The sequence below is a fragment of the Pseudomonas moorei genome (genome assembly GCF_042846945.1).
GTDB lineage: Bacteria > Pseudomonadota > Gammaproteobacteria > Pseudomonadales > Pseudomonadaceae > Aquipseudomonas > Aquipseudomonas moorei.
Genome location: NZ_AP035776.1, coordinates 3,279,750 through 3,302,912 on the forward strand (window position 1 = coordinate 3,279,750; position 23,163 = coordinate 3,302,912).

At 60.5% G+C, this 23,163-nt stretch carries 16 protein-coding genes; 10 read left to right on the forward strand and 6 right to left on the reverse strand.

The features are described 5' to 3' along the window. Nucleotides 1-6: 6 nt before the first annotated feature. A complete protein-coding gene (gene mfd / locus ACGJAX_RS15280) occupies nucleotides 7-3,456 on the reverse strand; it encodes a transcription-repair coupling factor (RefSeq protein ID WP_390955264.1) in 3,450 nt (1,149 codons plus the stop codon). A 363-nt stretch (nucleotides 3,457-3,819) separates the two neighbouring features. Here mfd and ACGJAX_RS15285 point away from each other — a divergent pair, with 363 nt between their 5' ends. The 5 genes from ACGJAX_RS15285 (at nucleotide 3,820) to ACGJAX_RS15305 (ending at nucleotide 11,865) form a co-directional block, all read left to right on the forward strand. Continuing rightward, the gene (locus ACGJAX_RS15285; RefSeq protein ID WP_090318567.1) at nucleotides 3,820-5,283 is read left to right on the forward strand and encodes a glyceraldehyde-3-phosphate dehydrogenase; all 1,464 of its coding nucleotides are present in this window, start codon (nucleotides 3,820-3,822) and stop codon (nucleotides 5,281-5,283) included. Nucleotides 5,284-5,817: 534 nt separating this feature from the next. Further along, nucleotides 5,818-7,023 (forward strand): HlyD family secretion protein, encoded by a 1,206-nt coding sequence (locus tag ACGJAX_RS15290; protein ID WP_090318570.1) that lies wholly within the window; start codon nucleotides 5,818-5,820, stop codon nucleotides 7,021-7,023. Continuing rightward, the gene (locus tag ACGJAX_RS15295; protein WP_390955266.1) at nucleotides 7,020-8,264 is read left to right on the forward strand and encodes a hypothetical protein; all 1,245 of its coding nucleotides are present in this window, start codon (nucleotides 7,020-7,022) and stop codon (nucleotides 8,262-8,264) included. Before ACGJAX_RS15290 ends, ACGJAX_RS15295 begins: the two co-directional genes overlap by 4 nt. A gap of 1 nt (nucleotide 8,265) precedes the next feature. Then, nucleotides 8,266-10,416, forward strand: coding sequence for a glycosyltransferase family 2 protein (locus ACGJAX_RS15300; protein WP_390955267.1), 2,151 nt, complete (start codon nucleotides 8,266-8,268; stop codon nucleotides 10,414-10,416). A 9-nt stretch (nucleotides 10,417-10,425) separates the two neighbouring features. Further along, on the forward strand, nucleotides 10,426-11,865 hold the full coding sequence (locus ACGJAX_RS15305) for an efflux transporter outer membrane subunit (protein ID WP_390955268.1): 1,440 nt from the start codon (nucleotides 10,426-10,428) through the stop codon (nucleotides 11,863-11,865). 97 nt (nucleotides 11,866-11,962) lie between these two features. Here the strand turns inward: ACGJAX_RS15305 and ACGJAX_RS15310 are convergent, their stop codons facing one another. Next, nucleotides 11,963-13,261, reverse strand: a complete 1,299-nt coding sequence (locus ACGJAX_RS15310) for a tricarballylate/proton symporter TcuC (RefSeq protein ID WP_390955269.1) — start codon at nucleotides 13,259-13,261, stop codon at nucleotides 11,963-11,965. 326 nt (nucleotides 13,262-13,587) lie between these two features. On the opposite strand from ACGJAX_RS15310, the gene ACGJAX_RS15315 reads away from it, so the two are divergent. Further along, nucleotides 13,588-14,562, forward strand: coding sequence for an FAD:protein FMN transferase (locus ACGJAX_RS15315; RefSeq protein ID WP_390959884.1), 975 nt, complete (start codon nucleotides 13,588-13,590; stop codon nucleotides 14,560-14,562). Between the two features lie 207 nt (nucleotides 14,563-14,769). Continuing rightward, complete coding sequence (gene sthA, locus ACGJAX_RS15320) at nucleotides 14,770-16,164, forward strand: Si-specific NAD(P)(+) transhydrogenase (protein WP_007984277.1); 1,395 nt, start codon at nucleotides 14,770-14,772, stop codon at nucleotides 16,162-16,164. 42 nt (nucleotides 16,165-16,206) lie between these two features. On the opposite strand, the gene ACGJAX_RS15325 is transcribed toward sthA, so the two are convergent. Together ACGJAX_RS15325 and ACGJAX_RS15330 are read right to left on the reverse strand one after the other, a co-directional pair. Continuing rightward, nucleotides 16,207-16,929, reverse strand: coding sequence for a glycerophosphodiester phosphodiesterase family protein (locus tag ACGJAX_RS15325; RefSeq protein WP_390955270.1), 723 nt, complete (start codon nucleotides 16,927-16,929; stop codon nucleotides 16,207-16,209). A 14-nt stretch (nucleotides 16,930-16,943) separates the two neighbouring features. Then, the gene (locus ACGJAX_RS15330) at nucleotides 16,944-17,525 is read right to left on the reverse strand and encodes a PilZ domain-containing protein (protein ID WP_090318591.1); all 582 of its coding nucleotides are present in this window, start codon (nucleotides 17,523-17,525) and stop codon (nucleotides 16,944-16,946) included. Between the two features lie 94 nt (nucleotides 17,526-17,619). Here ACGJAX_RS15330 and ACGJAX_RS15335 point away from each other — a divergent pair, with 94 nt between their 5' ends. From ACGJAX_RS15335 to ACGJAX_RS15345, 3 genes are all read left to right on the forward strand, one after another. Continuing rightward, nucleotides 17,620-18,870 carry a lipoprotein-releasing ABC transporter permease subunit gene (locus ACGJAX_RS15335; protein WP_090318594.1) on the forward strand — a complete coding sequence of 417 codons (1,251 nt, stop codon included), beginning with the start codon at nucleotides 17,620-17,622 and terminating at the stop codon, nucleotides 18,868-18,870. Nucleotides 18,871-18,877: 7 nt separating this feature from the next. Beyond that, a complete protein-coding gene (lolD, locus tag ACGJAX_RS15340) occupies nucleotides 18,878-19,561 on the forward strand; it encodes a lipoprotein-releasing ABC transporter ATP-binding protein LolD (RefSeq protein WP_174552474.1) in 684 nt (227 codons plus the stop codon). Nucleotides 19,562-19,627: 66 nt separating this feature from the next. Then, on the forward strand, nucleotides 19,628-20,872 hold the full coding sequence (locus ACGJAX_RS15345; RefSeq protein ID WP_090318600.1) for a lipoprotein-releasing ABC transporter permease subunit: 1,245 nt from the start codon (nucleotides 19,628-19,630) through the stop codon (nucleotides 20,870-20,872). Between the two features lie 121 nt (nucleotides 20,873-20,993). Here the strand turns inward: ACGJAX_RS15345 and ACGJAX_RS15350 are convergent, their stop codons facing one another. Both ACGJAX_RS15350 and ACGJAX_RS15355 read right to left on the reverse strand, forming a co-directional pair. Then, nucleotides 20,994-22,343 (reverse strand): heavy metal sensor histidine kinase, encoded by a 1,350-nt coding sequence (locus tag ACGJAX_RS15350; protein ID WP_390955271.1) that lies wholly within the window; start codon nucleotides 22,341-22,343, stop codon nucleotides 20,994-20,996. Continuing rightward, nucleotides 22,343-23,023 (reverse strand): heavy metal response regulator transcription factor, encoded by a 681-nt coding sequence (locus tag ACGJAX_RS15355; RefSeq protein ID WP_090318607.1) that lies wholly within the window; start codon nucleotides 23,021-23,023, stop codon nucleotides 22,343-22,345. The genes ACGJAX_RS15350 and ACGJAX_RS15355 overlap by 1 nt, the downstream gene beginning before the upstream one ends. Nucleotides 23,024-23,163: the final 140 nt, after the last annotated feature.

Consider the following 23,163-nt stretch of genomic DNA (forward strand, 5'->3'; position numbering starts at 1 on the left):
CGTCCTTCAAGCAGTTTTCGGGATGAGGCGCTCGAACAGCGCCTCTACAGTATTAAAGCGCTCTTCCGGGCGTTCCATCGGGACCATGAACTTAAACACCGTGGCCCCTTCGAATTTGTAGCGTTTGGGCTGGCTCTGGATCAGTTTGATCAGCGTCAGCGGGTCGACCGGGGTTTGCGCGGCGAACTCGATGCGACCACCTTGCGGACCACCGTCGACCTTTCTGATGCCCAGCAATTCGGCCTGCAACTTCAGGGCGGTGATGCGCATCAGGTTCTTGGTCGGCTCTGGCAACAGGCCGAAACGATCGATCATTTCCACTTGCAGATCCTTCAGGCCTTCCTCATCGGTGGCCGAGGCGATGCGCTTGTAGAGAATCAGGCGTGCGTGGACGTCCGGCAGATAGTCCTCGGGAATCAGTGCCGGCACCCGCAAGTTGACTTCCGGACCGCCGCCCAGGGGTTGGTCGAGGTTCGGCTGCTCGCCCTTGCGGATCGACTTCACCGCACGTTCGAGCATTTCCATGTACAGCGTGAAACCGACCGCCTGGATCTGCCCGCTCTGACCATCGCCGAGCAATTCGCCGGCGCCACGGATTTCCAGGTCGTTGGTGGCGAGTACGAAGCCCGCGCCGAGGTCCTGGGTGTTGGCGATCGCTTCCAGGCGCTTTTCCGCGTCCGGGGTGATTTGCTGGCGCGGTGGTGTCAGCAGGTAGGCGTAAGCCTGGTGGTGACTGCGTCCAACCCGGCCGCGCAACTGGTGCAGCTGCGCCAGGCCGAATTTGTCGGCGCGCTCGATGATGATGGTGTTGGCGCTCGGCACGTCGATGCCGGTCTCGATGATGGTCGAGGCGATCAGCACGTTGAAGCGCTTGTGGTAGAAGTCGCTCATCACCTGTTCGAGTTCGCGTTCGCGCATCTGCCCGTGACCGATGCCGATCCGTGCCTCCGGCACCAGTTCGGCGAGATCGGCGGCGCATTTCTCGATGGTCTTCACGTCGTTGTGCAGGTAGTAGACCTGGCCGCCACGCAGCAGCTCGCGGAGCAGGGCTTCCTTGACCGTGCTCTTGTTCTGTTCCATGACGAAAGTGCGCACGGACAGGCGACGCGCCGGCGGCGTGGCGATGATCGACAGGTCGCGCATGCCCGACACCGCCATGTTCAGCGTGCGCGGAATCGGCGTGGCGGTCAGGGTGAGAATGTCGACTTCGCTGCGCAGTGCCTTGAGCTGTTCTTTCTGGCGCACACCGAAACGGTGTTCTTCGTCGATGATCACCAGCCCGAGGTTTTTGATTTTGACGTCGTCCTGCAGCAACTTGTGCGTGCCGATGACGATGTCGATCTTGCCTTCGGCCAGGTCCGCCACCGCCGCATTCACTTCCTTGGCAGACTTGAAGCGGCTCATCACTTCCACGGTCACCGGCCAATCGGCGAAGCGGTCGCGGAAGCTGTTGTAGTGCTGCTGGGCGAGCAGGGTGGTCGGCACCAGAATCGCGACTTGCTTGCCGCCGTGCACGGCGATGAAGGCGGCGCGCATCGCCACTTCGGTCTTGCCGAAACCAACGTCGCCACACACCAGGCGGTCCATCGGTTTTGGCGCGAGCATGTCTTCGCGCACGGCTTCGATGGTGGTCTGCTGGTCCGGGGTTTCTTCAAACGGGAACCCGGCGCTGAAGGTCGCGTAATCGGCTTTCGGGTCGGCGAAGGCATAACCTTCGCGGGCGGCGCGGCGTGCATAGATGTCGAGTAATTCGGCTGCGACGTCGCGTACTTGTTCGGCGGCTTTGCGCTTGGCTTTCTGCCAGGTCTCGGAGCCCAGGCGGTGCAGCGGGGCCAAGGCATCGTCGCTGCCGGTATAGCGGGCGATCAGATGCAGGTTGGCGACCGGCACGTAGAGCTTGGCGCCCTCGGCGTATTCCAGGGCGAGGAATTCGGCCGTCTGGCTGTCGATTTCCAGGGTGGCGAGGCCGAGGTAGCGACCGACCCCGTGATCGATATGCACCACCGGCGCGCCTTCACGCAGTTCGGTGAGGTTCTTGATCACCGCGTCGTTGTTGGCATCGGCGCGTTTTTCGCGGCGACGGCGCTGCATCACGCGTTGACCGAACAGCGGGCTTTCGGCAATCAGGGCCAGGGCCGGATCGTCCAGCAGCAAGCCTTCATCCAGTGGCGCGATGGTGATTGCCAGGCGTTCCTTGCTCGCCACGAAGTCCGGCCAGCTGTCGACGGTTTTTGGTCGCAGCTTCAAGCGTTCCAGCAGTTCCAGCAGCACTTCGCGCCGGCCTGCGGATTCGGCGGTAAACAGCACGCGCCCGGGAAACTCGTCGAGAAAACCGGACAGCGCCGCCAGCGGTTGGGTGGCCTTGGCTTCGATGGCCAGGTTCGGCAGTTCCCGGGCAGGGAAGCGCTCGCGGCCGGCACCGGATTCAACGTCCTGTTGACTGGCGACGACCCGTGGCCAGTTCTTAAGGCGTGCGAAGCAGTCTTCCACCGGCAGGAACAATTCGGCGGGTGGCAATAAAGGACGGGATGGATCGACACGCCGCTCTTCATAGCGATTGCGCACGTCGTTCCAGAAGTTTTCCGCTGCCTGTTCGATGCCGGGCAATGAGAACACCTGAGTGTCCTGGGGCAGGTAATCGAACAGCGTTGAGGTTTCCTCGAAGAACAATGGCAGGTAGTACTCGATGCCGGCGGGAGTAATCCCGCTGCTCAAGTCCTGAAAGATCGGGCAGCGGCGGAAGTCGACGTCGAAGCGCTCGCGAAAGCGTGCCTTGAAACGGGTCACGGCTTCTTTCTGCAGCGGGAATTCCTTGGCCGGCAACAGCTTGACCGAATCGACCTTGTCGATGGAGCGTTGGTTCTCCGGATCGAAGGTGCGCAGGGTTTCGATTTCGTCGTCGAACAAGTCAATCCGGTAAGGCAGCTTGCTGCCCATCGGGAACAGGTCGATCAGCGATCCGCGGACCGTGAATTCGCCATGCTCGTACACGGTATCGACGTAGCGATAGCCGGTGGCTTCGAGGCGGGTGCGCATTTGCTCGACGTCGAGCTTCTGGCCGACGTCCAGCACCAGGCTGCTGCCGAGCAGGAATTTGGTCGGTGCCAGGCGATGCAGGGCGGTGGTGATCGGCACCACCAGCACGCCGTGCACCAGTTCCGGCAGTCGATACAGGCTGGCGATGCGCTGGGAAATGATGTCCTGGTGCGGCGAGAACAGATCGTAGGGCAGGGTTTCCCAGTCGGGGAAATGCAGCACGGGCAAATCCGGGGCGAAGAAACTCAGCTCCTGTTCCAGCCGTTCGGCACTTTGGCTGTCGGCGGTCAGTAGCAGGGTAAAGCGCTTGGCCGCACTGGCGGCCTCGGCGATCGCCAGGCTCAGGGCGGCACCGGGCAGGTTGCCCCAATGCTGTTTACCTGCCGCGGCAGGGAGATGCGGTAGACGCAGAACGGGCACGGAAGGTTGAGCTCCAAGCGTTGCGACAAAGTCGGTAATTGTAGCGGCCTCGGGTGCCGCCTGTCAGTTGCAGACTGCGTCTATTACACCGGTTTGGCGAAATGTAGTGGTAAAGACAAAAAACGCCTGTTTTTTACCAAAAATTATTGAATATGTAGTGGTAAAACGAACGAGTGTTACGGAGGGTTACGCACAACGCGGCGCAAACCGCAAAAAATTGACTGCGCTGTAAGCCCCGGTTTTATTGGGTTTGCGCGAGACGTGATTTTTTTGAACGGAGAATTGTTACGGATCGCACGACAAGCGCGCATTGCTACGTGAGTCACTCGGCGGCATAATGTAGCCCCTTTTTTCTGCCCCTACATGTGGAAGGTTACCGTGACTCAGAAGCCCGACCAGTGTCTTGGTGAATGGATCGACCGTGAAGCACTCGCAGAAGCGATGATTCCGCTTATCGGTCAGCTCTACCGCAATAACAACGTGGTGAGCTCGATCTATGGCCGCAGCCTGATCAACCAGTCTGTCATCGCGATTCTCAAAGCTCACCGCTTTGCTCGCCACCGTTCTTCCGACGACAGCGAACTCTCCGTCCACGAAACATTCCCTCTGCTCAAGGCCATGAGCGAGCTCAAGCTCGGCGCGGCTTCGGTAGACCTGGGCAAGTTGGCGTTCAAATTCCGTAGCGAAGGCAACGGCCGCACTGCCGAGCAGTTCGTCCGCGAAGAACTGGCTGACGTGGTTGGCCAGCAAAACGCTTCCGCTCGCAAAGGCACCGACGTCGTCCTGTACGGCTTCGGTCGCATCGGCCGTCTGCTGGCGCGCATCCTGATCGAGAAAACCGGTGGTGGCGACGGCCTGCGTCTGCGCGCCATCGTTGTCCGCAAGGGCGCCGAGAACGATCTGGTCAAGCGTGCAAGCCTGCTGCGTCGTGATTCGGTTCACGGCCCGTTCGATGGCACCATCACCATTGATGAAGCCAACAACACCATCACCGCCAACGGCAACCTGATCCAGGTTATCTACGCGAAAAACCCGACTGAAGTGGATTACACCCAGTACGGCATCAAAGACGCGCTGCTGGTGGACAACACCGGTGTATGGCGTGACGCCGATGGTTTGGGCCAGCACCTGGCCTGCCCGGGCATCGACCGCGTAGTTCTGACCGCGCCCGGCAAAGGCAAGCTGAAGAACATCGTTCACGGCATCAACCATGCCGAGATCACCGCTGACGACAAGATCATTTCGGCCGCTTCCTGCACCACCAACGCCATCGTGCCGGTGCTCAAAGCCGTGAATGACAAGTTCGGCATCGTCAACGGTCACGTTGAAACGGTTCACTCGTACACCAACGACCAGAACCTGATCGACAACTTCCACAAGGGCGATCGCCGTGGCCGTAGCGCCGCGCTGAACATGGTCATCACCGAGACCGGTGCTGCCACTGCCGCTGCCAAGGCCCTGCCTGAGCTGGCCGGCAAGCTGACCGGTAACGCGATCCGCGTTCCGACGCCAAACGTGTCGATGGCCATCCTCAACCTGAACCTCGAGAAGGCCACCACCCGCGAAGAGATCAACGAGTACCTGCGCCAGATGGCCATGCACTCCGATCTGCACAAGCAAATCGACTACGTCAACTCGCAGGAAGTGGTTTCCACCGACTTCGTCGGCTCGCGCCACGCAGGCGTTGTGGATGCTGAAGCGACCATCACCCAGGACAACCGCGTTGTACTGTACGTTTGGTACGACAACGAGTTCGGCTACAGCTGCCAGGTGGTTCGCGTGATGGAAGACATGGCCGGTGTAAACCCGCCAGCGTTCCCGCGCTAAGCCTTAGCGGTACATGAAAACGCCCCGACTTGGTCGGGGCGTTTTTTTTTGTGTATCGCATCGCTACTTATATCTTTTTAATCTTTCTGATAAAAAACTCAGAATTATCTAAAAATAGATAAAAAGTTCACTTGAATATTAAAAATAAAAACTCTCAATGAAAATAAGTAGTTGTCGATCAAATCGACATGAGTCGTTTGAATGGATCCATTTCTTTGCGTGGTAAATATTTGACGTCATTTATTTGTTAAATCCAAATGCTTGACACCCCTCGGGACTGAATCTAGTGTCGCCAATGTAAGCGCCCGCTCTGCCACGGGCCTGTTGAGCCGCTTCGTTATTGCTGTACAACAACTCTCCAAAAAGACAGGAATCTCATTCCTGCTCACATCACCATAAAATCCAATAAAACGGCGTCGGCTTAATTGCCGTGCAAAGAACAATTTCGTTTTGCTCACCCTGCCAAAAGTGTTTCGCAGTCACGGTTTGTTATTGCCTGACTGATATGCGGTTGGTCTATCGGGAGAGTCAAACATGGCAGAAGAACGCTCGAAGTTATTGTCACTGTTGCCACGCCTGGTGGGTTTGGGGGTCCTTGGATTTGTCGTCTGGTTACTGTTGTCGACTTTGCTGATGCCACTGGTATCCGCCTCGGCGACGCGGGCGATTTTGAATGCGCCTGTGATTCTGCTGACCACTCCGATTGACGGCGTGGTGAGTTCGCTGGAGGTCAAGCCCGGCACGACTTTCAGTCAGGGCCAGAAAATCGCGGTGGTGGAAAACCCGCGAGCCAACCAGGAAACCCTCCTCACCCTGCAAACCCGGCGCCTGACCCTGGAGCAACAATTGTCGTCTTCGGCCAGCCAGGCCGAGCACGATCAGCGGTACTACGAGGAGCTGGAGAAAACCAGCGAGCAGTACCAGGCCGCGTTTCACACTCGCCAGCTCTTCACTCAAAAAGCCCTGAAAGCCGAAAACAGTGCGGCCAGCGCGCGGTTGTTAGACGCCCAGGAAACCGTCGAGCGCAATCTCGAGTTGTTCGTCCAGGGGGCAGTGAGCAGTGCGGTGGTCGCGCAGTCGAAGGCTCAGCTGGCTTCGTTGCAAGGTGCGGCGGAATCGGTGCGTTCGCAATTGCGGATCACCGACGGTGACGTCAGTGCGGCAAGCAAGCAGGTTTACCTCGACCCCGATCAACTGCGCATGTTCGATCTCAGCGCACAGATGACCACGCTGAAACTCAGCCTGGAGAACCAGGCACGCAACCGCCGGGCCTATCAACAGGAGCTCGACAACCTCAATCAGTTGATCGAAACCGAGCAGAACCGGGTCAAGTTGATGGCCGGCTACGACGTCGTCGCATACTCGCCCGGTACGGTCCAGGAGTTGCTGGCGCCTCAGGGCACGCTGGTGCAGGCCGGCTCGACCTTGTTGCGCGCCACTGATTGCGGGCAAAGCTACGTGATTGCGGTGTTCCCCGAACGCATGGCCAGCAAGATCGACCGCGACAGCGTGCTCACAGTGAAAATCCGTGGCCTGGATCAGCCCCTCAAGGCCAGCGTGGTGCAGTTGCTGTCCAGCACATCGGACATTCGCGCCAACACCTACAGCGTGCCGTTCCCCTATGCCGAGCAGAATTCGGTGTACGTGGTCGGGACGTTTGCCGCGGACTTGACCGATGCCCAGCGAGCCATGACCTGCAACCCGGGGTTGTGGGCCAGTGCCGAGGTATCACGGCCATGAACGTCGTTCTACGCGGGGTATTGAGCTTGATGCTGCTCGGCAGCGGGATGTCCGCCATGGCGGCTCAGCCGAGGCCGCAACTGGCGGCAATGACCTGTACGGCGCTGGATCAAGCCGTGACAGCGCTGCCGGCCGGGCCGGTGCTGGTGGCCAGTTACCCGCCGCTGGATGGGCATCCTGCGCCGATCCTGGCCTTGCGCGGCGTGGCGTTCACCTACGACAACGCGCTGGCCAGCATTGCCTTGTTTGCGTGCGGCAAGGCTGAATCGGCTCGGCGGATCGCCGATGCACTGGCCTTCGCGACACTGCACGATCCGGAGTATCAGGACGGGCGCCTGCGCAATGCCTACGCCGCCGGTGCCGTGGGTTCACCGTCGATGAAATTGCCGGGTTACTGGAGCGTCGAGCGCAATGCCTGGAATCAGGACGCGTATCAAGTCAGCAGCTCCACCGGCAATCAGGCGTGGGCGGCCCTGGCGCTGCTGGAGGCGTATCGACAAAGCGGTGAGGCGTCTTACCTGGAGGCCGCGCGAAAAGTCCTGCACTGGTCGCAGAAAAACACCTACGACGGACAATCCCCCGCCGGTTTCAGTGGTGGTTACTACGGGTACTTTTCCAAACAGATCCAGCAGAACTGGAAATCCACCGAACATAACGTTGACCTCGCCGCAGCGTGGTCGGCACTCGACGCGTTGGCCCCCAATAGCGATTCGGCAGCGCAGGCGCAGATTGCCCGGCAGTTTGTCTCGAGCCAGTGGGATGCCGGGGAAGGGCGCTTCCTGATCGGCACCGGTGCTGATGGCCGGACGTCGGACCGCGAGCGTTCCGGGCTCGATGCACAAATCTGGCCTTTGATAGCGCTGCAAGATCCTCCCAGGGACTGGCGGCGCGTCTTCGCGTTCATTGATCACGCTCACCGTGCCGGCGAGGGCTATGGCTTCAACCGCGATCCCGATGGCCTGTGGACCGAAGGCACCGCGCAAGCCGCTGCCGTGGCGCGCTTGAGTGGCTTGGGCGACAAGGCGCAGCCGTTGTGGCGCGTGCTGCTGGCGCAGCAGGCGGGCAATGGATGGCTGTATGCAACACCGGCACCGCGCATCAGTACCGGACTGGCCATCGGTCCGGACTCGGTCACCAATGACTTTTTCTACTACCACCTGCCTCACTTGGGCGCCACAGCGTGGGCGGCGATTGCGGCCACCGGCGTCAATCCTTTTACCGGCTTTCAAGAGGCTGACTGACATGCAGGCACTGGACTCGCTGCAACTGCTGCAAATCAATTTCTGGACGCTGGCGGCGGTGGTGCTGTTCACCTGCCTGACCCACCGTGATCAATGGGCCGCACGGGCCGGTTTCGGCGCGGTCACCGCCTTGTTACTGGTCAACTACGCGGCCTGGCGAATTCGCGACACGTTGCCCGACGGTCATTCCGGATTTGCCACGGTCTGGGCCTACGCCTTCCTGTTTTTCGAAATGCTGGCGATCGGTTACACGTTGTTCTCGATTGTCGTGATGCTCTGTCGCACGGATCACCGCAAAGCGGCCGATGCGGGTGAGCGGCGTCTGCGTGAGCAAGGCAGTGCGGTGCCTGCGGTGGACATCTTCATCGCCACCTACAACGAAGGTCTCGATATTCTCGAAAAAACCATCATCGCCGCCCAGGCCATCGACTACCCGAACTTCACCATCTGGGTGCTCGACGACACCCGGCGCGACTGGTTGCGCGATTACTGTGCCGAGGTGGGCGTGCAATACGCGCGGCGTCCCGACAATTCCCACGCCAAGGCCGGCAACCTGAATAACGGCTTGCGCCAGTCGGCGGCCGCCAGCAATGCGCCTTACATTCTGGTGCTCGATGCTGACTTCGCGCCGCAGCAACCGATTCTTTTACGCACGCTGGGACTGTTCGAGGACCCCAGGGTCGGTCTGGTGCAAACGCCGCAGTTTTACTACAACCCTGATCCGATCCAGCACAACCTCGGCACGTCGGCTTGCTGGGTGGATGAGCAGCGGGTGTTTTTCGATGTGTTCCAGCCGGCGAAGGATGGTTGGGATGCGGCGTTTTGTGTCGGCACGTCCTTCGTGGTGCGGCGCGATCTGATTACCGAAGTCGGCGGTTTTCCTACCAGTTCGGTGTGCGAAGACATCTACACGACCTACCGCTTGTTGCAGAAAGGCTACGTCACCCGCTGGTTGAACGAACGCCTGTCGATCGGTTTGTCCGCCGAGGGCCTGACCGAGTACATCAACCAGCGCGGGCGCTGGTGCCTGGGCACGATCCAGGTGGCACTGCTCAAGGAGGGCCCGCTGCGCGGCAGCGGCTACACGCTCAACGACCGACTGCACTATGTGCATGGCCTGATGCACTGGTTTTCCAAGCCGTTCATTTTGATGATGCTGGTTTCGCCGGTGCTCTATTGGTACTTCGGCATCGCCGGGTTCTACGCCAATCCGGCGGACTTCCTGGCCTTCGGCATGCCGGCGTTGATTGCCTTCTGGGGTTATGGCACCTGGGTCACCGACCGGCGCACCTTGCCGATTTTCACCGAGGTCACTCAGATCGTCGCCTCGCTGGCCGTCACGGCCACCATTGCCAGCGCCATGGTCCGACCGTTCGGGCGACCGTTCAAAGTCACCGCCAAGGGGCTCGACCGCTCGCGCACGATGGTGCACTGGAAGTTGTTCGGGTTCTTTTTTGCCTTGACGGCGTTTTCGCAGATCGGTGCGTACATCGCCATCAGCACTGCGGCTTCGTTTGACGGCAACATGATGTTCAACCTCTGCTGGACGGTGGTTGCGCTGGTCTACAACCTGGCCACGCTGGTGGCCTGCGTCGACCGGCCACGGTTGCATGGCGAGGAGCGTTTTCCATTCGACAAGGCCAGCGGATTTCGCTTCGGCGGCAAAGTCCTTCCGGGGCGCCTGGTGGACATTTCCCTGAGTGGCACGTCCTTTACCTGCGCCTTTGCCTCCTCGATCAAGCCGGGGCTGTGCGGCCAGGTGTGGGTCGACAAGTTGGGCTGGCTGGATGTGGAAGTCATGCGCAATCACGGCGATGACCGATTGGGCCTGAGGTTTGCGGACCTGGACGAAGGTGTGCGGCGCCAGCTGATTGCCCGGTTGTTCAGTGACGCGAGCATCAACGTCGTCAGCAAGGCAGAGCCGGCGCAGGCCTTTGGCACCTTACTGCAGCGTTCCCTGTTGGGGGAGAAGCGCCTGGCGCCGCGTGCGCCGAAACCGGTCAATCTGCCGTCCCACGTTTCGCCTGCGCGCTGGCGGCCGGTCCGGGTCCGTTCGCGTCAACCGTCTCTGCCGTCGCTCAATGTCAGTCGCACAAGCCTGTGGACACTGCTTCTTTCTCCCTTGCGAGCTTTGCTCGGCCAACGCTTGTAGGTGCGCGCCATGAACCGTTGCTTATCCACGTCTTGCTTCATGTCTTTGCTGTTGCTCGGTGGTTGTTCGCTGGAACCGACCTACGAAAAACCCGATGCTCCGATCGACCAGCAATGGCCGGCGAACACCGCTGGTGAATGTTGCGCCGGCAAGCAGGCGTTCGACAAAGACTGGCGCGGTTTCGTGGTCGATGACCGACTGCGCCAGTTGATCGAAATGGCCCTGGTCAACAACCGCAGCTTGCGCCAATTCGCGGCGAGCGTCGAAGTCGCACGGGCCGGCTATGACAGTGCCGAGTCGGGGCTTTTTCCTACCATCGGCATCGACACTTATGCCGGGCGCAGCAAGCTGCCGCCGCTGGTGCGCACGCCTGGCGGGGGCGCCACGGCCGGCAGTATCGCCAATACCTTTCAGGCCACCGCGGGTTTTACGTCTTACGAGTTGGACTTTTTCGGTCGCCTGCGCAGCCAACGCAATGCGGCGGGGGCGCGCTTCGAGGCGTCCGAGGCGGACTATCAAACGGCGCGGCTGGCGCTGATCGGCGAAGTCGCCAGCACCTGGTTGAGCCTCAAGGCCAATCAGCATTTGCTGGATCTCGCGCAAAACACCTACCAATCCCAGGACCGCTACGGCCAGCTGTTGCGCAAGAGTTATAACCTGGGTTCCAGCGCCCGGATCGATGTGCATCAGGCCGACGCACAAACCAACACAGCGGCGGTGCAGGTCAACACTTACCGCATGCAGGTGGCGCAGAACCTTAATGCACTGCGGGTGCTGGTGGGGCAGCCGGTGCCAGAAGGGCTGCTGCCTACGGGGCCGCTCGGTGAGCGGATGGCCACACTGGATGTGCCGGCGGGATTACCCTCGGCACTGGTTGAGCGTCGGCCGGACATCATGTCAGCCGAGGCTCAATTGCGTGCCGCCAACGCGGATATCGGCGCGGCACGCACGGCGTACTTCCCGACCTTCTCCCTGACGTCGGCACTGGGCAGTCTGAGCGGGGATTTTTCCCGCTTGCTCAGTGGGCCGGCCGAGTTCTGGTCGGTGGCGCTGGCGGGCTCGTTGCCGTTGATCGACGGTGGCGGGCGACGGGCGCAAGTGGACGCCAGTCATGCGCGTTTCGACGGTCAGTCAGCGGCTTATGAGGCCACGGTTCAGAACGCTTTTCGCGAAGCCGCCGATGCCTTGAACGCCCGGCAGGAAATGCTCACACAGGTGGAGTTCCAGAAAAAACTGGTGGGGGATTACCAGGAAGCCTATCGGCAATCGCGCCTTCGTTTCGAGGCAGGCATGGACAGCTATTTCTCCACCATGGATGCCCAGCGTTCGTTGTTTGATGCGCAGCAGAAGTGGGCGCAGCTGGAGCTGGCACGGGAGATCAACCAGGTGACGTTGTACAAGGCGCTGGGAGGCGGGTGGAGTCAGTCGTTGAAGATGGCGGATCGGTGAGGTGATTTGAGGGCCTTTTCGCGAGCAGGCTCGCTCCCACAGGTTTTGTGGTGTTCACAAATTCTGTGGGAGCGGACTTGCCCGCGATATCGATCTGTCAGGCGCCGCCAGCCACTGACGCGCGCGCCGTGCGCAGTTCATGCTTGTTGCCGCGGAACAGTACCAGCGTCGCGATCAACCCCAGCACCGCCGCGGCACTGAGCCAGATCCCGGGTGCTGCTTTGTTGTCCAGGACATGAATCAGGTAAGTGCACGCCGCCGGAGTAAAACCGCCGAAAGTCGCCGTCGCCAGGCTGTAGGCCAGGGAGAAGCCGGTTGTACGAACTTCCACCGGCATGATCTCGGTCAGGGCCACCACCATGGCGCCGTTGTACGAACCATAGAGGAACGACAACCAGAGTTCGACGATCAGCAGATGGCTGAAGCTCGGGTTCGCCACCAGCCACGACAGTGCCGGGTAGGCCGTGAGAATCGCCAGAATCGTCGCCGCCAGCAGTAGGGGTTTGCGTCCGATCTTGTCCGACACCGAACCCATCACCGGCAACCAGAAGAAGTTCGAGAGGCCGATGCACACGGTGACCAGCAAGGCATCCATGTCCGACAGGTGCAGTTCGGCTTTACCGAAAGTCGGGGTGTAGGCGGTGATCAGGTAGAACGACACGGTGGTCATGACCACCAGCGCCATGCCGGCGATGACGATGCCGAAATTCTGACTGATCGAGCGGACAATATCGCGAAGGGAAGGGCGATGCTTGCGGGCCTGGAACTCGGGTGTTTCTTCCAGCGAACGACGAATCACGAAGATCACCGGTACGATCATGCAACCGATCAGGAACGGTACGCGCCAGCCCCAATCACCCATTTGTTCCGGACTGAGCCAGTGGTTCAAGCCAACACCCAGCAGGCCGGCGAATACCACCGCGGCTTGCTGGCTGGCGGACTGCCAACTGACGAAGAACCCTTTGCGGCCTGGCGTGGAAATTTCCGCCAGGTACACCGACACACCACCCAGTTCCACCCCCGCCGAGAAGCCTTGCAGCAGTCGACCGAACAGCACGACCAGCGGCGCGGCGACACCGAGGGTCGCGTAGCCCGGCACGCAAGCGATCAATATCGTACCGGCGGCCATCAAGGCCAAGGTGATGATCAGCCCCTTGCGACGGCCATGGCGGTCGATATAGGCACCGAGAAAAATCGCCCCTAACGGGCGCATCAGGAAACCGGCCCCGAAAGTGGCCAGCGAGAGCATCAGGGAAGCGAAGGCGCTATCGGCAGGGAAGAAGGTTTTGGCAATGGCCGTGGCGTAGAAGCCATAGACCATAAAGTCGAACATCTCGAGGAAATTACCGCTGACAACGCGAAAAATCGCCTTGCCTTTGCCCGTATTAGAGGACATTAGAACGTACTCGCTGTTGGCTGTCTTATTGGAAATCCATGATTTGGAAACGTCCTTCCTGTCGCTGGGAAGGCTGGGCACCTTCGGCGAGCATTTGTAACAATATGTGTGGATATATGGATAGGCAACCATTAATTAGCTTGCTGCTTAAACGTTTTTGCCATTACACGGTTCCAATGGCGCACTGGAGCGAATTAAGTGGGACACACAGCGCAAAAAAGTCGGGGCCTGTCGCATAATCGCTGGCCTTGGCGTTGTGCCATGGACTGTCGGAGATCCTGGGTTTGTTGAATGGGCGGCTATGTGGTCTTGTGACTCTGATCGTCATGTTGTCCGCCTGTGGCAACGGCGACTCCATGGAAAGCTTTGGCGGTCCAACCATGGGCAGCACATATTCGATCAAGTACGTGCGGCGTGCCGGACTTCCGGCACCGGCAGATGTCCGTGTCGAAGTGGAAAAAATCCTCACTGAAATCGACCGGCAAATGTCGACCTACCGCAGCGATTCGGATATCTCGCGCTTCAACGACTTGCCCGCCAATCGCTGTCAGAAAATGCCCGCGTCCATCCTCAAATTGATCCGCGTGGGTGAACAACTGTCGGAGCAAAGCGAAGGCTCCTACGACCTGACGGTGGAACCGCTGCTCAATCTTTGGGGGTTTGGCCCACAGGGGCGCGAGGAAAAAGTCCCGGCTGAACAGGCATTGGCGCAGGCGCGACAGCGAGTCGGTTATCAGCACCTGCGCATCGAGGGTGATCAGCTGTGCAAGGACGCTGCAGTCGAGGTTGATTTCAACAGCATTGCCGCCGGTTACGCGGTCGATACGATCGCTGCAAGACTCGAAGCGCTGGGCATCCACGACTACCTGGCCGAAGCCACTGGCGAACTCAAGGCCGCGGGCAAGAAGCTTGACGGTTCGCCGTGGCACATCGCCCTGGAAGAACCGCGCGATGATCAACAGGTGGCCGAGCGTATCGTCGCCGTCGACGGTTTAGGCTTGTCCACCTCCGGCGACTACCGAAATTATTTCGAGCAGGATGGCCGGCGCTATTCCCACACCTTCGATGCCCGCACCGGTGCACCGATCACACACGCCCTGGCCTCCGTCACGGTAATTCATCCTTCTGCGTTGATGGCCGATGGCTTATCGACGCTGTTGCTCATTCTTGGTCCGGAGCGCGGTTGGGATTACGCGGAAAAACACGATATCGGCGCATTTTTTGTGATTCGTGCCGATACAGGTTTCGTCACACGCACCAGTCACGCTTTTGAGCGCCTCACGGGCGGGAAAACCAAATGATCACGGCGTTTCAAGCGCCGAAGACTGGCTTTGTAGTGCAGGCAAAACTAGCCTACGACGCGACCAAGGGTTAATGTGCGCGGCGTTGACGCTTCTATAGACTGTGTCCGGGTTCTGCACTGGCCCCAAATTGTTCCTTCATGCCACAGATTGGCGTGATTTAGCCGCAGGTGCCGATGGCGCCACGGCCTGTTCTGAGGAGTACGCATGGCTGTCTACAACTACGACGTGGTGGTGTTGGGTTCCGGCCCGGCGGGGGAAGGCGCGGCAATGAACGCCGCCAAAGCAGGGCGCAAGGTGGCGATGGTCGATAGCCGTCGCCAGGTCGGCGGCAACTGCACTCACTTGGGCACCATCCCGTCCAAGGCACTGCGTCACTCGGTCCGGCAGATCATGCAGTTCAACACCAACCCGATGTTCCGGGCCATTGGTGAGCCGCGCTGGTTCTCGTTCCCGGACGTGTTGAAAAGCGCCGAAAAAGTCATCTCCAAACAAGTCGCCTCGCGCACAGGCTACTACGCCCGCAACCGTGTCGACGTGTTCTTCGGCACCGGCAGCTTCGCCGACGAGCAAACCATCGAAGTGGTCTGCGCCAACGGCGTGGTCGAAAAACTGGTGGCCAAGCACATCATCATTGCCACCGGCTCGCGTCCGTATCGCCCGGCCGACATCGATTTCCATCACCCGCGTATCTACGATAGCGACACCATCCTCAGCCTCGGCCATACCCCGCGCAAACTGATCGTTTACGGCGCCGGCGTGATCGGTTGCGAATACGCATCGATTTTCAGTGGTCTGGGTGTACTGGTCGAGCTGGTGGACAACCGTGGTCAGTTGCTGAGCTTCCTCGACTCGGAAATTTCCCAGGCGTTGAGCTACCACTTCAGCAACAACAACATCACGGTCCGCCACAACGAAGACTACGACCGCGTCGAAGGCGTGGACAACGGCGTGATCCTGCATCTGAAGTCCGGCAAGAAAATCAAGGCCGACGCCTTGCTCTGGTGCAACGGCCGCACCGGCAACACCGATCAGCTCGGTCTGGAAAACATCGGCGTCAAGGTCAACAGCCGTGGCCAGATCGAAGTCGACGAGGCGTATCGCACCTGCGTGCCGAACATCTACGGCGCCGGTGACGTGATCGGCTGGCCGAGCCTGGCCAGTGCCGCCCACGACCAGGGCCGTTCGGCCGCTGGCAGCATCGTCGACAACGGCAGCTGGCGCTTCGTCAACGACGTACCGACCGGGATCTACACCATTCCGGAGATCAGTTCGATCGGCAAGAACGAGCAAGAGCTGACCCAGGCCAAGGTGCCGTACGAAGTGGGCAAGGCGTTCTTCAAAAGCATGGCGCGTGCGCAGATCGCCGGCGAGCCGCAAGGCATGCTGAAGATCCTGTTCCACCGCGAAACCCTGGAAGTGCTGGGCGTGCACTGCTTCGGTTATCAGGCGTCGGAGATCGTGCACATCGGTCAGGCGATCATGAACCAGCCGGGCGAACTCAATACCCTGAAGTATTTCGTCAACACCACGTTCAACTACCCGACCATGGCCGAAGCCTATCGGGTAGCGGCGTACGACGGCCTCAACCGGCTTTTTTGAGCGGCTCCGGCCGGTGGCCTGAGCCGGCCGGGGAGACCGATTTCAGCAATTCTCGAGCGTGGCGATGGCCAAACCGGGAAAGTCTGTAATCAGGCTGTCAACGCCGAAGTCAGCGAGTCTGCGCATCAGCGCGGGCTCGTTGACGGTCCACACCGACACATGCAGGCCCTGACGCTGCGCCTTTTCCAGGCGCTCCGGCGTGCACAGGGTCCAGTTCAGCGCCAGAATCTCGCAGCCATAGCTTGCCGCGACCTTAAGCGGGTCTAGCCAGGCGTACTCGGCCACCAGTCCGCGGGATACGTCCGGCACCAGGTCCAGCGCCGCTTTCAGCACTTCCCGTGAACTGGAAGTGATTGTCACCTTGTCCATCAGGCCATGCCGTTGCGCCATTTCCCGAATCGCCAGCACGGTGGTCGCGGCGCGGGTGCGCGAGGCGCTTTTGACTTCCAGTTGCCAGTGATCGAAATCGCATTGCTCGAACAGCGAATCCAGGGTCGGAATCGGGCACGGCTTGATCCAGCCGGGGCCGCCCTTGCGCGCGTCGTAGGTCACCAGCTCCGCCGCCGTGTGCTCGACCACCTTGCCACGCCGGTCGGTGGTGCGCTTGAGGGTCGGGTCGTGGATGACCATCAGTTCGCCGTCCATGGACAGATGCAGGTCCAGTTCGCAGCGACGCACGCCGTGCTTGAGACATTCCCGAAAGCTGGTCAGGGTGTTTTCCGGTGCTTCGCCCTTGGCGCCGCGATGGCCGTAGATGAGGGTCACGGTTCTTCCTTAAATTAATTGCCTGATTCGAGTTGTTCGCGGGCCAGGCGTCGTTCCTGGGCCTGCTTTTGCAAGATGTAGCGTGCCAGCAGTTGCCGCTGCGCGTCGGTCGGGTGTTCGAATTCGGTGCCGACGTCGTAGCCGTCGCCCTTGCGGTCGCAATGGGTGACGCGAGCGCGCAGCAACAGACCGAGGGCTTGCGGCATCAGCACCAGTTTGACCGACAGGTGTGCCCCGGGATCAATGGGCGTGGGATGCTGGAAGTCGATTCCGCCTTCGGAGATGATCACTGGCTGCGGTTCGCCGATCTGCCCCAGCACGGTGATGGCGATCACCTGGCTCAGCAAATCGATGCGTTTGTTCTGGGATTTCAGGAACGCCGAGAGGTTGCGGTCACGCTCGCTGATCTGGCGCAACAGGTGCTGCGACTCGAATTCGCTCAGGTGCAGTTCGCTGAGCACGTTGAAGAGTGGGGAAGCATCTTGCAACACTTCCTGGCCTGCGGCTTCGGGAGCGGACAGGGGCCGAATTTCCAGTGCGATCGTGTCCTCGATACGGTAGTATTCGCGGCGATCTTCTTCATCTAATGTCGACATGGCGAACCCATGGTAGCGGCGGTGGTCTGAGTGTAAAGCTGGTTATCGACCCCCGCCACAAGGACGTTCCTTTTCCCTCCGAACAAGCCCCGACATGTTCAGACCTCTCTTCGTATTTATCGGCACGCGTTATACCCGTGCAAAGCGTCGCAATCATTTTGTGTCATTCATTTCCCTGACCTCGATGATCGGGCTCGCCCTTGGCGTGGTCGTGATGATCGTGGTGCTGTCGGTCATGAACGGCTTCGATCATGAGATGCGCACCCGCGTGCTGGGCATGGTGCCCCACGCGACCATCGAGTCCGGCGAGCCGATCAGCGATTGGCAAAGCCTCGCCACCAAGGTCCGGCAGAACCCGCAGGTGACGGCCGTTGCGCCGTTCACCCAGATGCAGGGATTGCTGACCAACAACGGCAAGGTCTCGAAAGTCCTGCTCAATGCCATCGACCCGGCGCAAGAACGCCAGGTGTCGATCATTGATAACTTCATGCAGCAGGGCAAACTCGATGACCTGGTGCCCGGCGAGTTCGGCATCGTCATCGGCGACAAGGCGGCGGCCAAGCTCGGCGCGGCGATCGGCGACAAGCTGACCTTCGTGGCGCCGGAAGTCACCGTCACCCCCGCCGGGATGTTCCCGCGCATGAAGCGTTTCACCGTGGTCGGCATCTTCCATGTCGGCGCCGGCGAGCTCGACGGTTACCTGGGCATCACTAACCTGCAGGACCTGGCGCGGTTGCATCGCTGGAAGCCGGACCAGGTCCAGGGCTTGCGGCTGAAGTTCGACGACCTGTTCCAGGCGCCGCGCACGGCATGGAGCATCGCCCGCGAACTCGGCGAAGATCGCTACTACGCTCGCGACTGGACCCGCACCCACGGCAACCTGTATCAGGCGATCCGTATGGAAAAAGCCATGATCGGCCTGCTGTTGCTGCTGATCGTCGCCGTGGCCGCGTTCAACATCATTTCCACGCTGGTGATGGTGGTGAACGACAAGAAGGGCGACATCGCGATTCTGCGTACCCTCGGCGCCACGCCCGGCACGATCATGCGCACGTTCATGGTGCAGGGCACGGTGATTGGCGTGGTCGGTACGGCCATCGGCGCCGTGGTCGGGATCTTCGCCGCGCTGAATGTCAGCGCCGCGATTTCGGCGCTGGAAGGCCTGATCGGGCACAAGTTCCTCAACGCCGACGTGTACTTCATCGATTACCTGCCGTCGCAGGTGCAGAGCCAGGATGTAGTGATGGTCTGCGCCGCCGCGTTGGTCCTGAGTTTCCTCGCCACCCTGTATCCAGCCTGGCGTGCCGCGCGCACCCAGCCTGCGGAGGCGCTACGTTATGAGTGAGTCGGGCATGAGTGATAAAGCAATCTTGAGCTGCCGCAACCTGGGCAAATCCTACGAGGAAGGCCCGGAGTCGGTTGAGGTGCTGGCCGGGCTGCAGCTGGAGCTGCATCCGGGCGAGCGCGTGGCGATTGTCGGCAAATCGGGTTCGGGCAAAAGTACTTTGCTCAATTTGCTGGGCGGCCTCGATACGCCAACTCAGGGCAGTGTCTGGCTCGACGGCGAAGAACTCTCGGCGCTGAGCGAGAAGAAGCGTGGCTTGCTGCGTAACCGCGCGCTCGGCTTCGTGTACCAGTTCCACCACTTGCTGCCTGAATTCACCGCGCTGGAAAACGTCTGCATGCCGCTGCTGATCGGCAAGACTGCGATCCCGGAGGCGCGCAAGCGTGCAACGGCGTTGCTGGAGCGGGTGGGGCTGGGTCATCGCCTGGAGCACAAGCCGGCCGAGTTGTCCGGTGGTGAACGCCAGCGGGTGGCCATCGCCCGCGCCCTGGTGAACAACCCCGGCCTGGTGATGCTCGACGAGCCGACCGGCAACCTCGATTCGCACACCGCCGAAGGGATTCAGGATTTGATGCTGGAACTCAGCACCTCGATGCGCACGGCGTTCCTGGTGGTGACCCACGACATGAACCTGGCCCGGCAGATGGATCGCGTCCTGCAATTGCAGGAAGGCTGTCTGACGCCTATCTGATTGGCTGAAACCCGGCGTGACTGAAAAGCACGTCGGGTCTTTTATTTTTATACGGTGCCCCAGCGAATGTTCAGACCGTTATCGATCTTTATCGGCACGCGCTATACCCGCGCCAAGCGCCGCAATCGCTTTGTTTCCTTCATCTCGATGACCTCGATGATCGGCCTCGCCCTAGGCGTGCTGGCGATGATCGTGGTGTTGTCGGTGATGAACGGTTTCCAGCGCGAAATGAGCTCGCGCATCCTCGGCATGGTGCCGCACGCCACCATCGTCGGTGTAAACCCTATCGATGATTGGCAACCCGTGGCCGCTGCTGCGATGAAAAACCCCGAAGTCACGGCCGCCGTACCGTTCACCGAGATGGAAGGCATGCTGTCCTACAAGGGCACGATGCAGCCGATCCAGGTCAGCGGCGTTGATCCGGCGCTGGAAGGCCAGGTGTCGATCGTCGCCAAGCACATCGTCCAGGGAAGCCTCGAAGCCTTGAAGCCGGGTGAGTTCGGCGTGGTGATCGGCGAAATCACCGCGCGGCGCTTCCGTTTGAACGTGGGCGACAAGATCACCCTGATCGTGCCGGAGGTGAGCAATGCACCGGGTGGCATCACGCCGCGCATGCAGCGTTTGAACGTGGTCGGTGTGTTCAAGGTAGGCGCCGAGCTCGACGGCACGATGGCATTGATCCACATGGCCGATGCCGCGCAAATGCAGCATTGGGCGCCGAATCAGGTACAGAGCGTGCGCCTGGCGGTGAAGGATCTGTACGCCGCGCCACAGGTGTCGAGCGACATCGCCACGGGGCTGGGCACGGCCTACAAGGCTGACGACTGGACCCACACCCAGGGCAGCCTGTTCAGTGCGATGAAGATGGAAAAAACCATGATCGGCCTGCTGTTGCTGATGATCGTCGCGGTGGCGGCGTTCAACATCATCGCCACCCTGATCATGGTGGTGAACGACAAGGGCGCAGACATCGCGATCCTGCGCACCATCGGCGCCACGCCGCGTCAGATCATGGCGATCTTCATGGTGCAGGGCACGGTGATTGGAATTGTCGGCACCCTGATCGGTGGCGTACTCGGCGTGATCGCCGCGTTGAATGTCAGTGAAATGGTGGGCTGGATCGAGCGGGTCAGTGGACAGCACATCTTCAGTTCCGACGTGTATTTCGTCAGCAACCTGCCGTCCGAGTTGCAGGGCGGTGATGTTCTGTTGATCTGCTCGGCGGGGTTCGTTCTGAGCTTCCTGGCAACGGTTTACCCGGCATGGCGTGCGGCGAAGATCGAGCCGGCTCACGCTCTACGCTATTCGTAAGCAGTTACACCGCCATCGCGAGCAAGCTCGCTCCCACAGGGGCTGTATCGTAAACAGATTATGTGAGTGCAAAAAAACGGTGGGAGCGAGCTTGCTCGCGATGAGGCCAGACCTGCTGGCCTCAATCTCCCTTCGGCAACTCGATCACAAACCGCGTCCAGCCGTTTTCCGATTCGCAATGAATCTTCCCGCCATGGGCGCGGACAATCGACTGGGTGATCGCCAATCCCAATCCCGCATGTTCACTGCTTCCTTCATGGCGCGCCGGATCGGCCCGATAGAAGCGATCGAACAGGCGCGGCAACAAATCTTCGGAAATCTGGGCTCCACTGTTTTCCACCATCAGCTTCAAGCCTCTGGGTTGATCGACAATCTGCACCCGAACGTCGCCACCGGCCGGGGTAAACCGCAGCGCATTGTCCAGCAAGTTGGAGAGCGCCCGGCGCAACATGCTGCGATCGCCCTCCAGGTGCCCGCCACCGACTCGACTTAACGTGACCTGGGCGTCCTCGGCCAGCGGTGCGAAAAACTCCAGCAACATATCGGCTTCTTGTGCCAGTTCCAGCGGCTCGCGCTTGGGCATCAACAGACCGTGATCGGCTTTCGCCAGGTACAGCATGTCGTTGACCAATTGCGCCATCCATTGCAGTTCTTCGAGGTTGCTGTGCAGCGCTTCGCGGTAGTCCTCGATGGGGCGCGGGCGGGTGAGGGTGACTTGGGTGTGGGTCAGCAGGTTCGACAGTGGCGTGCGCAGTTCATGGGCGATGTCGGCGGAGAACGCCGAAAGCCGTTGAAAGGAGTCGTCGAGGCGTCCGAGCATGGCGTTGAAGCTGTGGGCCATTTCCGCCAGTTCTGGCGGCATGCGCTCTTCCGGCAGGCGGGCGTTGAGCGAGTGCGCTGAAACACCGCTGGCTATCGCGCTCATGCGTCGCAGCGGTCGCAACCCGCTGCGTGCTGCCCAGGCGCCGAGCAGGGCAGTGGCCAGGGCCGACAGGCCGACGGTCAGCCAGATCAAGTGCTGCATGCGCTGCAGGAAGTGCTGGTGATGGGTGATGTCCAGCAGCAGGGTCAATTGCGGCGAATCGGGCTTGCCTTCAAACAAAGGCGCGTTCAGCACGCGGTAGTCGGTGCCGTCATCGTTGACGGTCGACAACCCCGGTTGTTGCGGAAGCTGATCGGGCAGACTCGCCGAGCTGTCATACCAGCGCCGACCGTCGCTGCCGGTGATGCGCAGTGAGAGATCGGCCTGGCGGCTCAATTCATCGGCCAGTTTGATTTCGCTTTCACGCGACTGAATGTCTTGCAGCGCCCGCCGCAGGCCAATCAGCTTGCCGTCGAGCAACTGCTGATCGAGCTCAACAAAGTGCGCCTCGCTGGCGCGGCTGAACAGCACCCCGGCGAACAGCGACACCACCGCCGTGCACGCCGCGAACAATAGTGCCAGGCGACTGCTCAGTGAAAGTCGCGGCATCAGGCTGGACGCTCTTCGAGCACGTAACCCATGCCGCGTACGGTGTGGATCAGTTTGTTGGGGAAGTCATCGTCGATTTTCAGGCGCAGGCGGCGGATAGCGACTTCGATGACGTTGGTGTCACTGTCGAAATTCATGTCCCAGACCTGGGAGGCGATCAGTGATTTTGGCAGCACTTCGCCCTGGCGGCGCAGGAGCATTTCCAGCAAGGCGAATTCCTTGGCGGTCAGGTCGATGCGTTGGCCGCCGCGTTCGACCCGACGGCGGATCAGGTCCAGGCGCAGGTCGGCCAGTTGCAGGCTGGTTTCCTGAGGTGTCGCGCTGCCACGACGCAACAAGCTACGAACCCGGGCGAGCAGTTCGGAAAAGGCGAAGGGCTTGACCAGGTAGTCATCGGCGCCGAGTTCGAGGCCGTGAACCCGGTCTTCCACAGCATCCCGTGCGGTCAGAAACAAAACCGGCGTATCCAGGCCGGCATTGCGTACGGCCTGGAGAATTTGCCAGCCATCGCGACCGGGCAGCATCACATCGAGAATCAGCAGCGCGTAGTCGCCGCTCAACGCCATCTGCTGGCCGGTGCTGCCATCGGCCACCAGTTCGGTGTTGAAGCCGGCCTCGCTCAGGCCCTGGCGCAAGTAGTGGCCGGTTTTCGGTTGGTCTTCGACGATCAGCAGTTTCATGGGCGACTCGGGCTAAATGGAACGACAGCTTTATACCGTGGGTGGCGACGCGGCAGGCCTAGCTGACAAAGTTGTAATCTGGCTGTCAGGTTGCGGGCAGCGGTAGCAGTCTAGAGTTTTCCACAGGCTGAACCTTATCT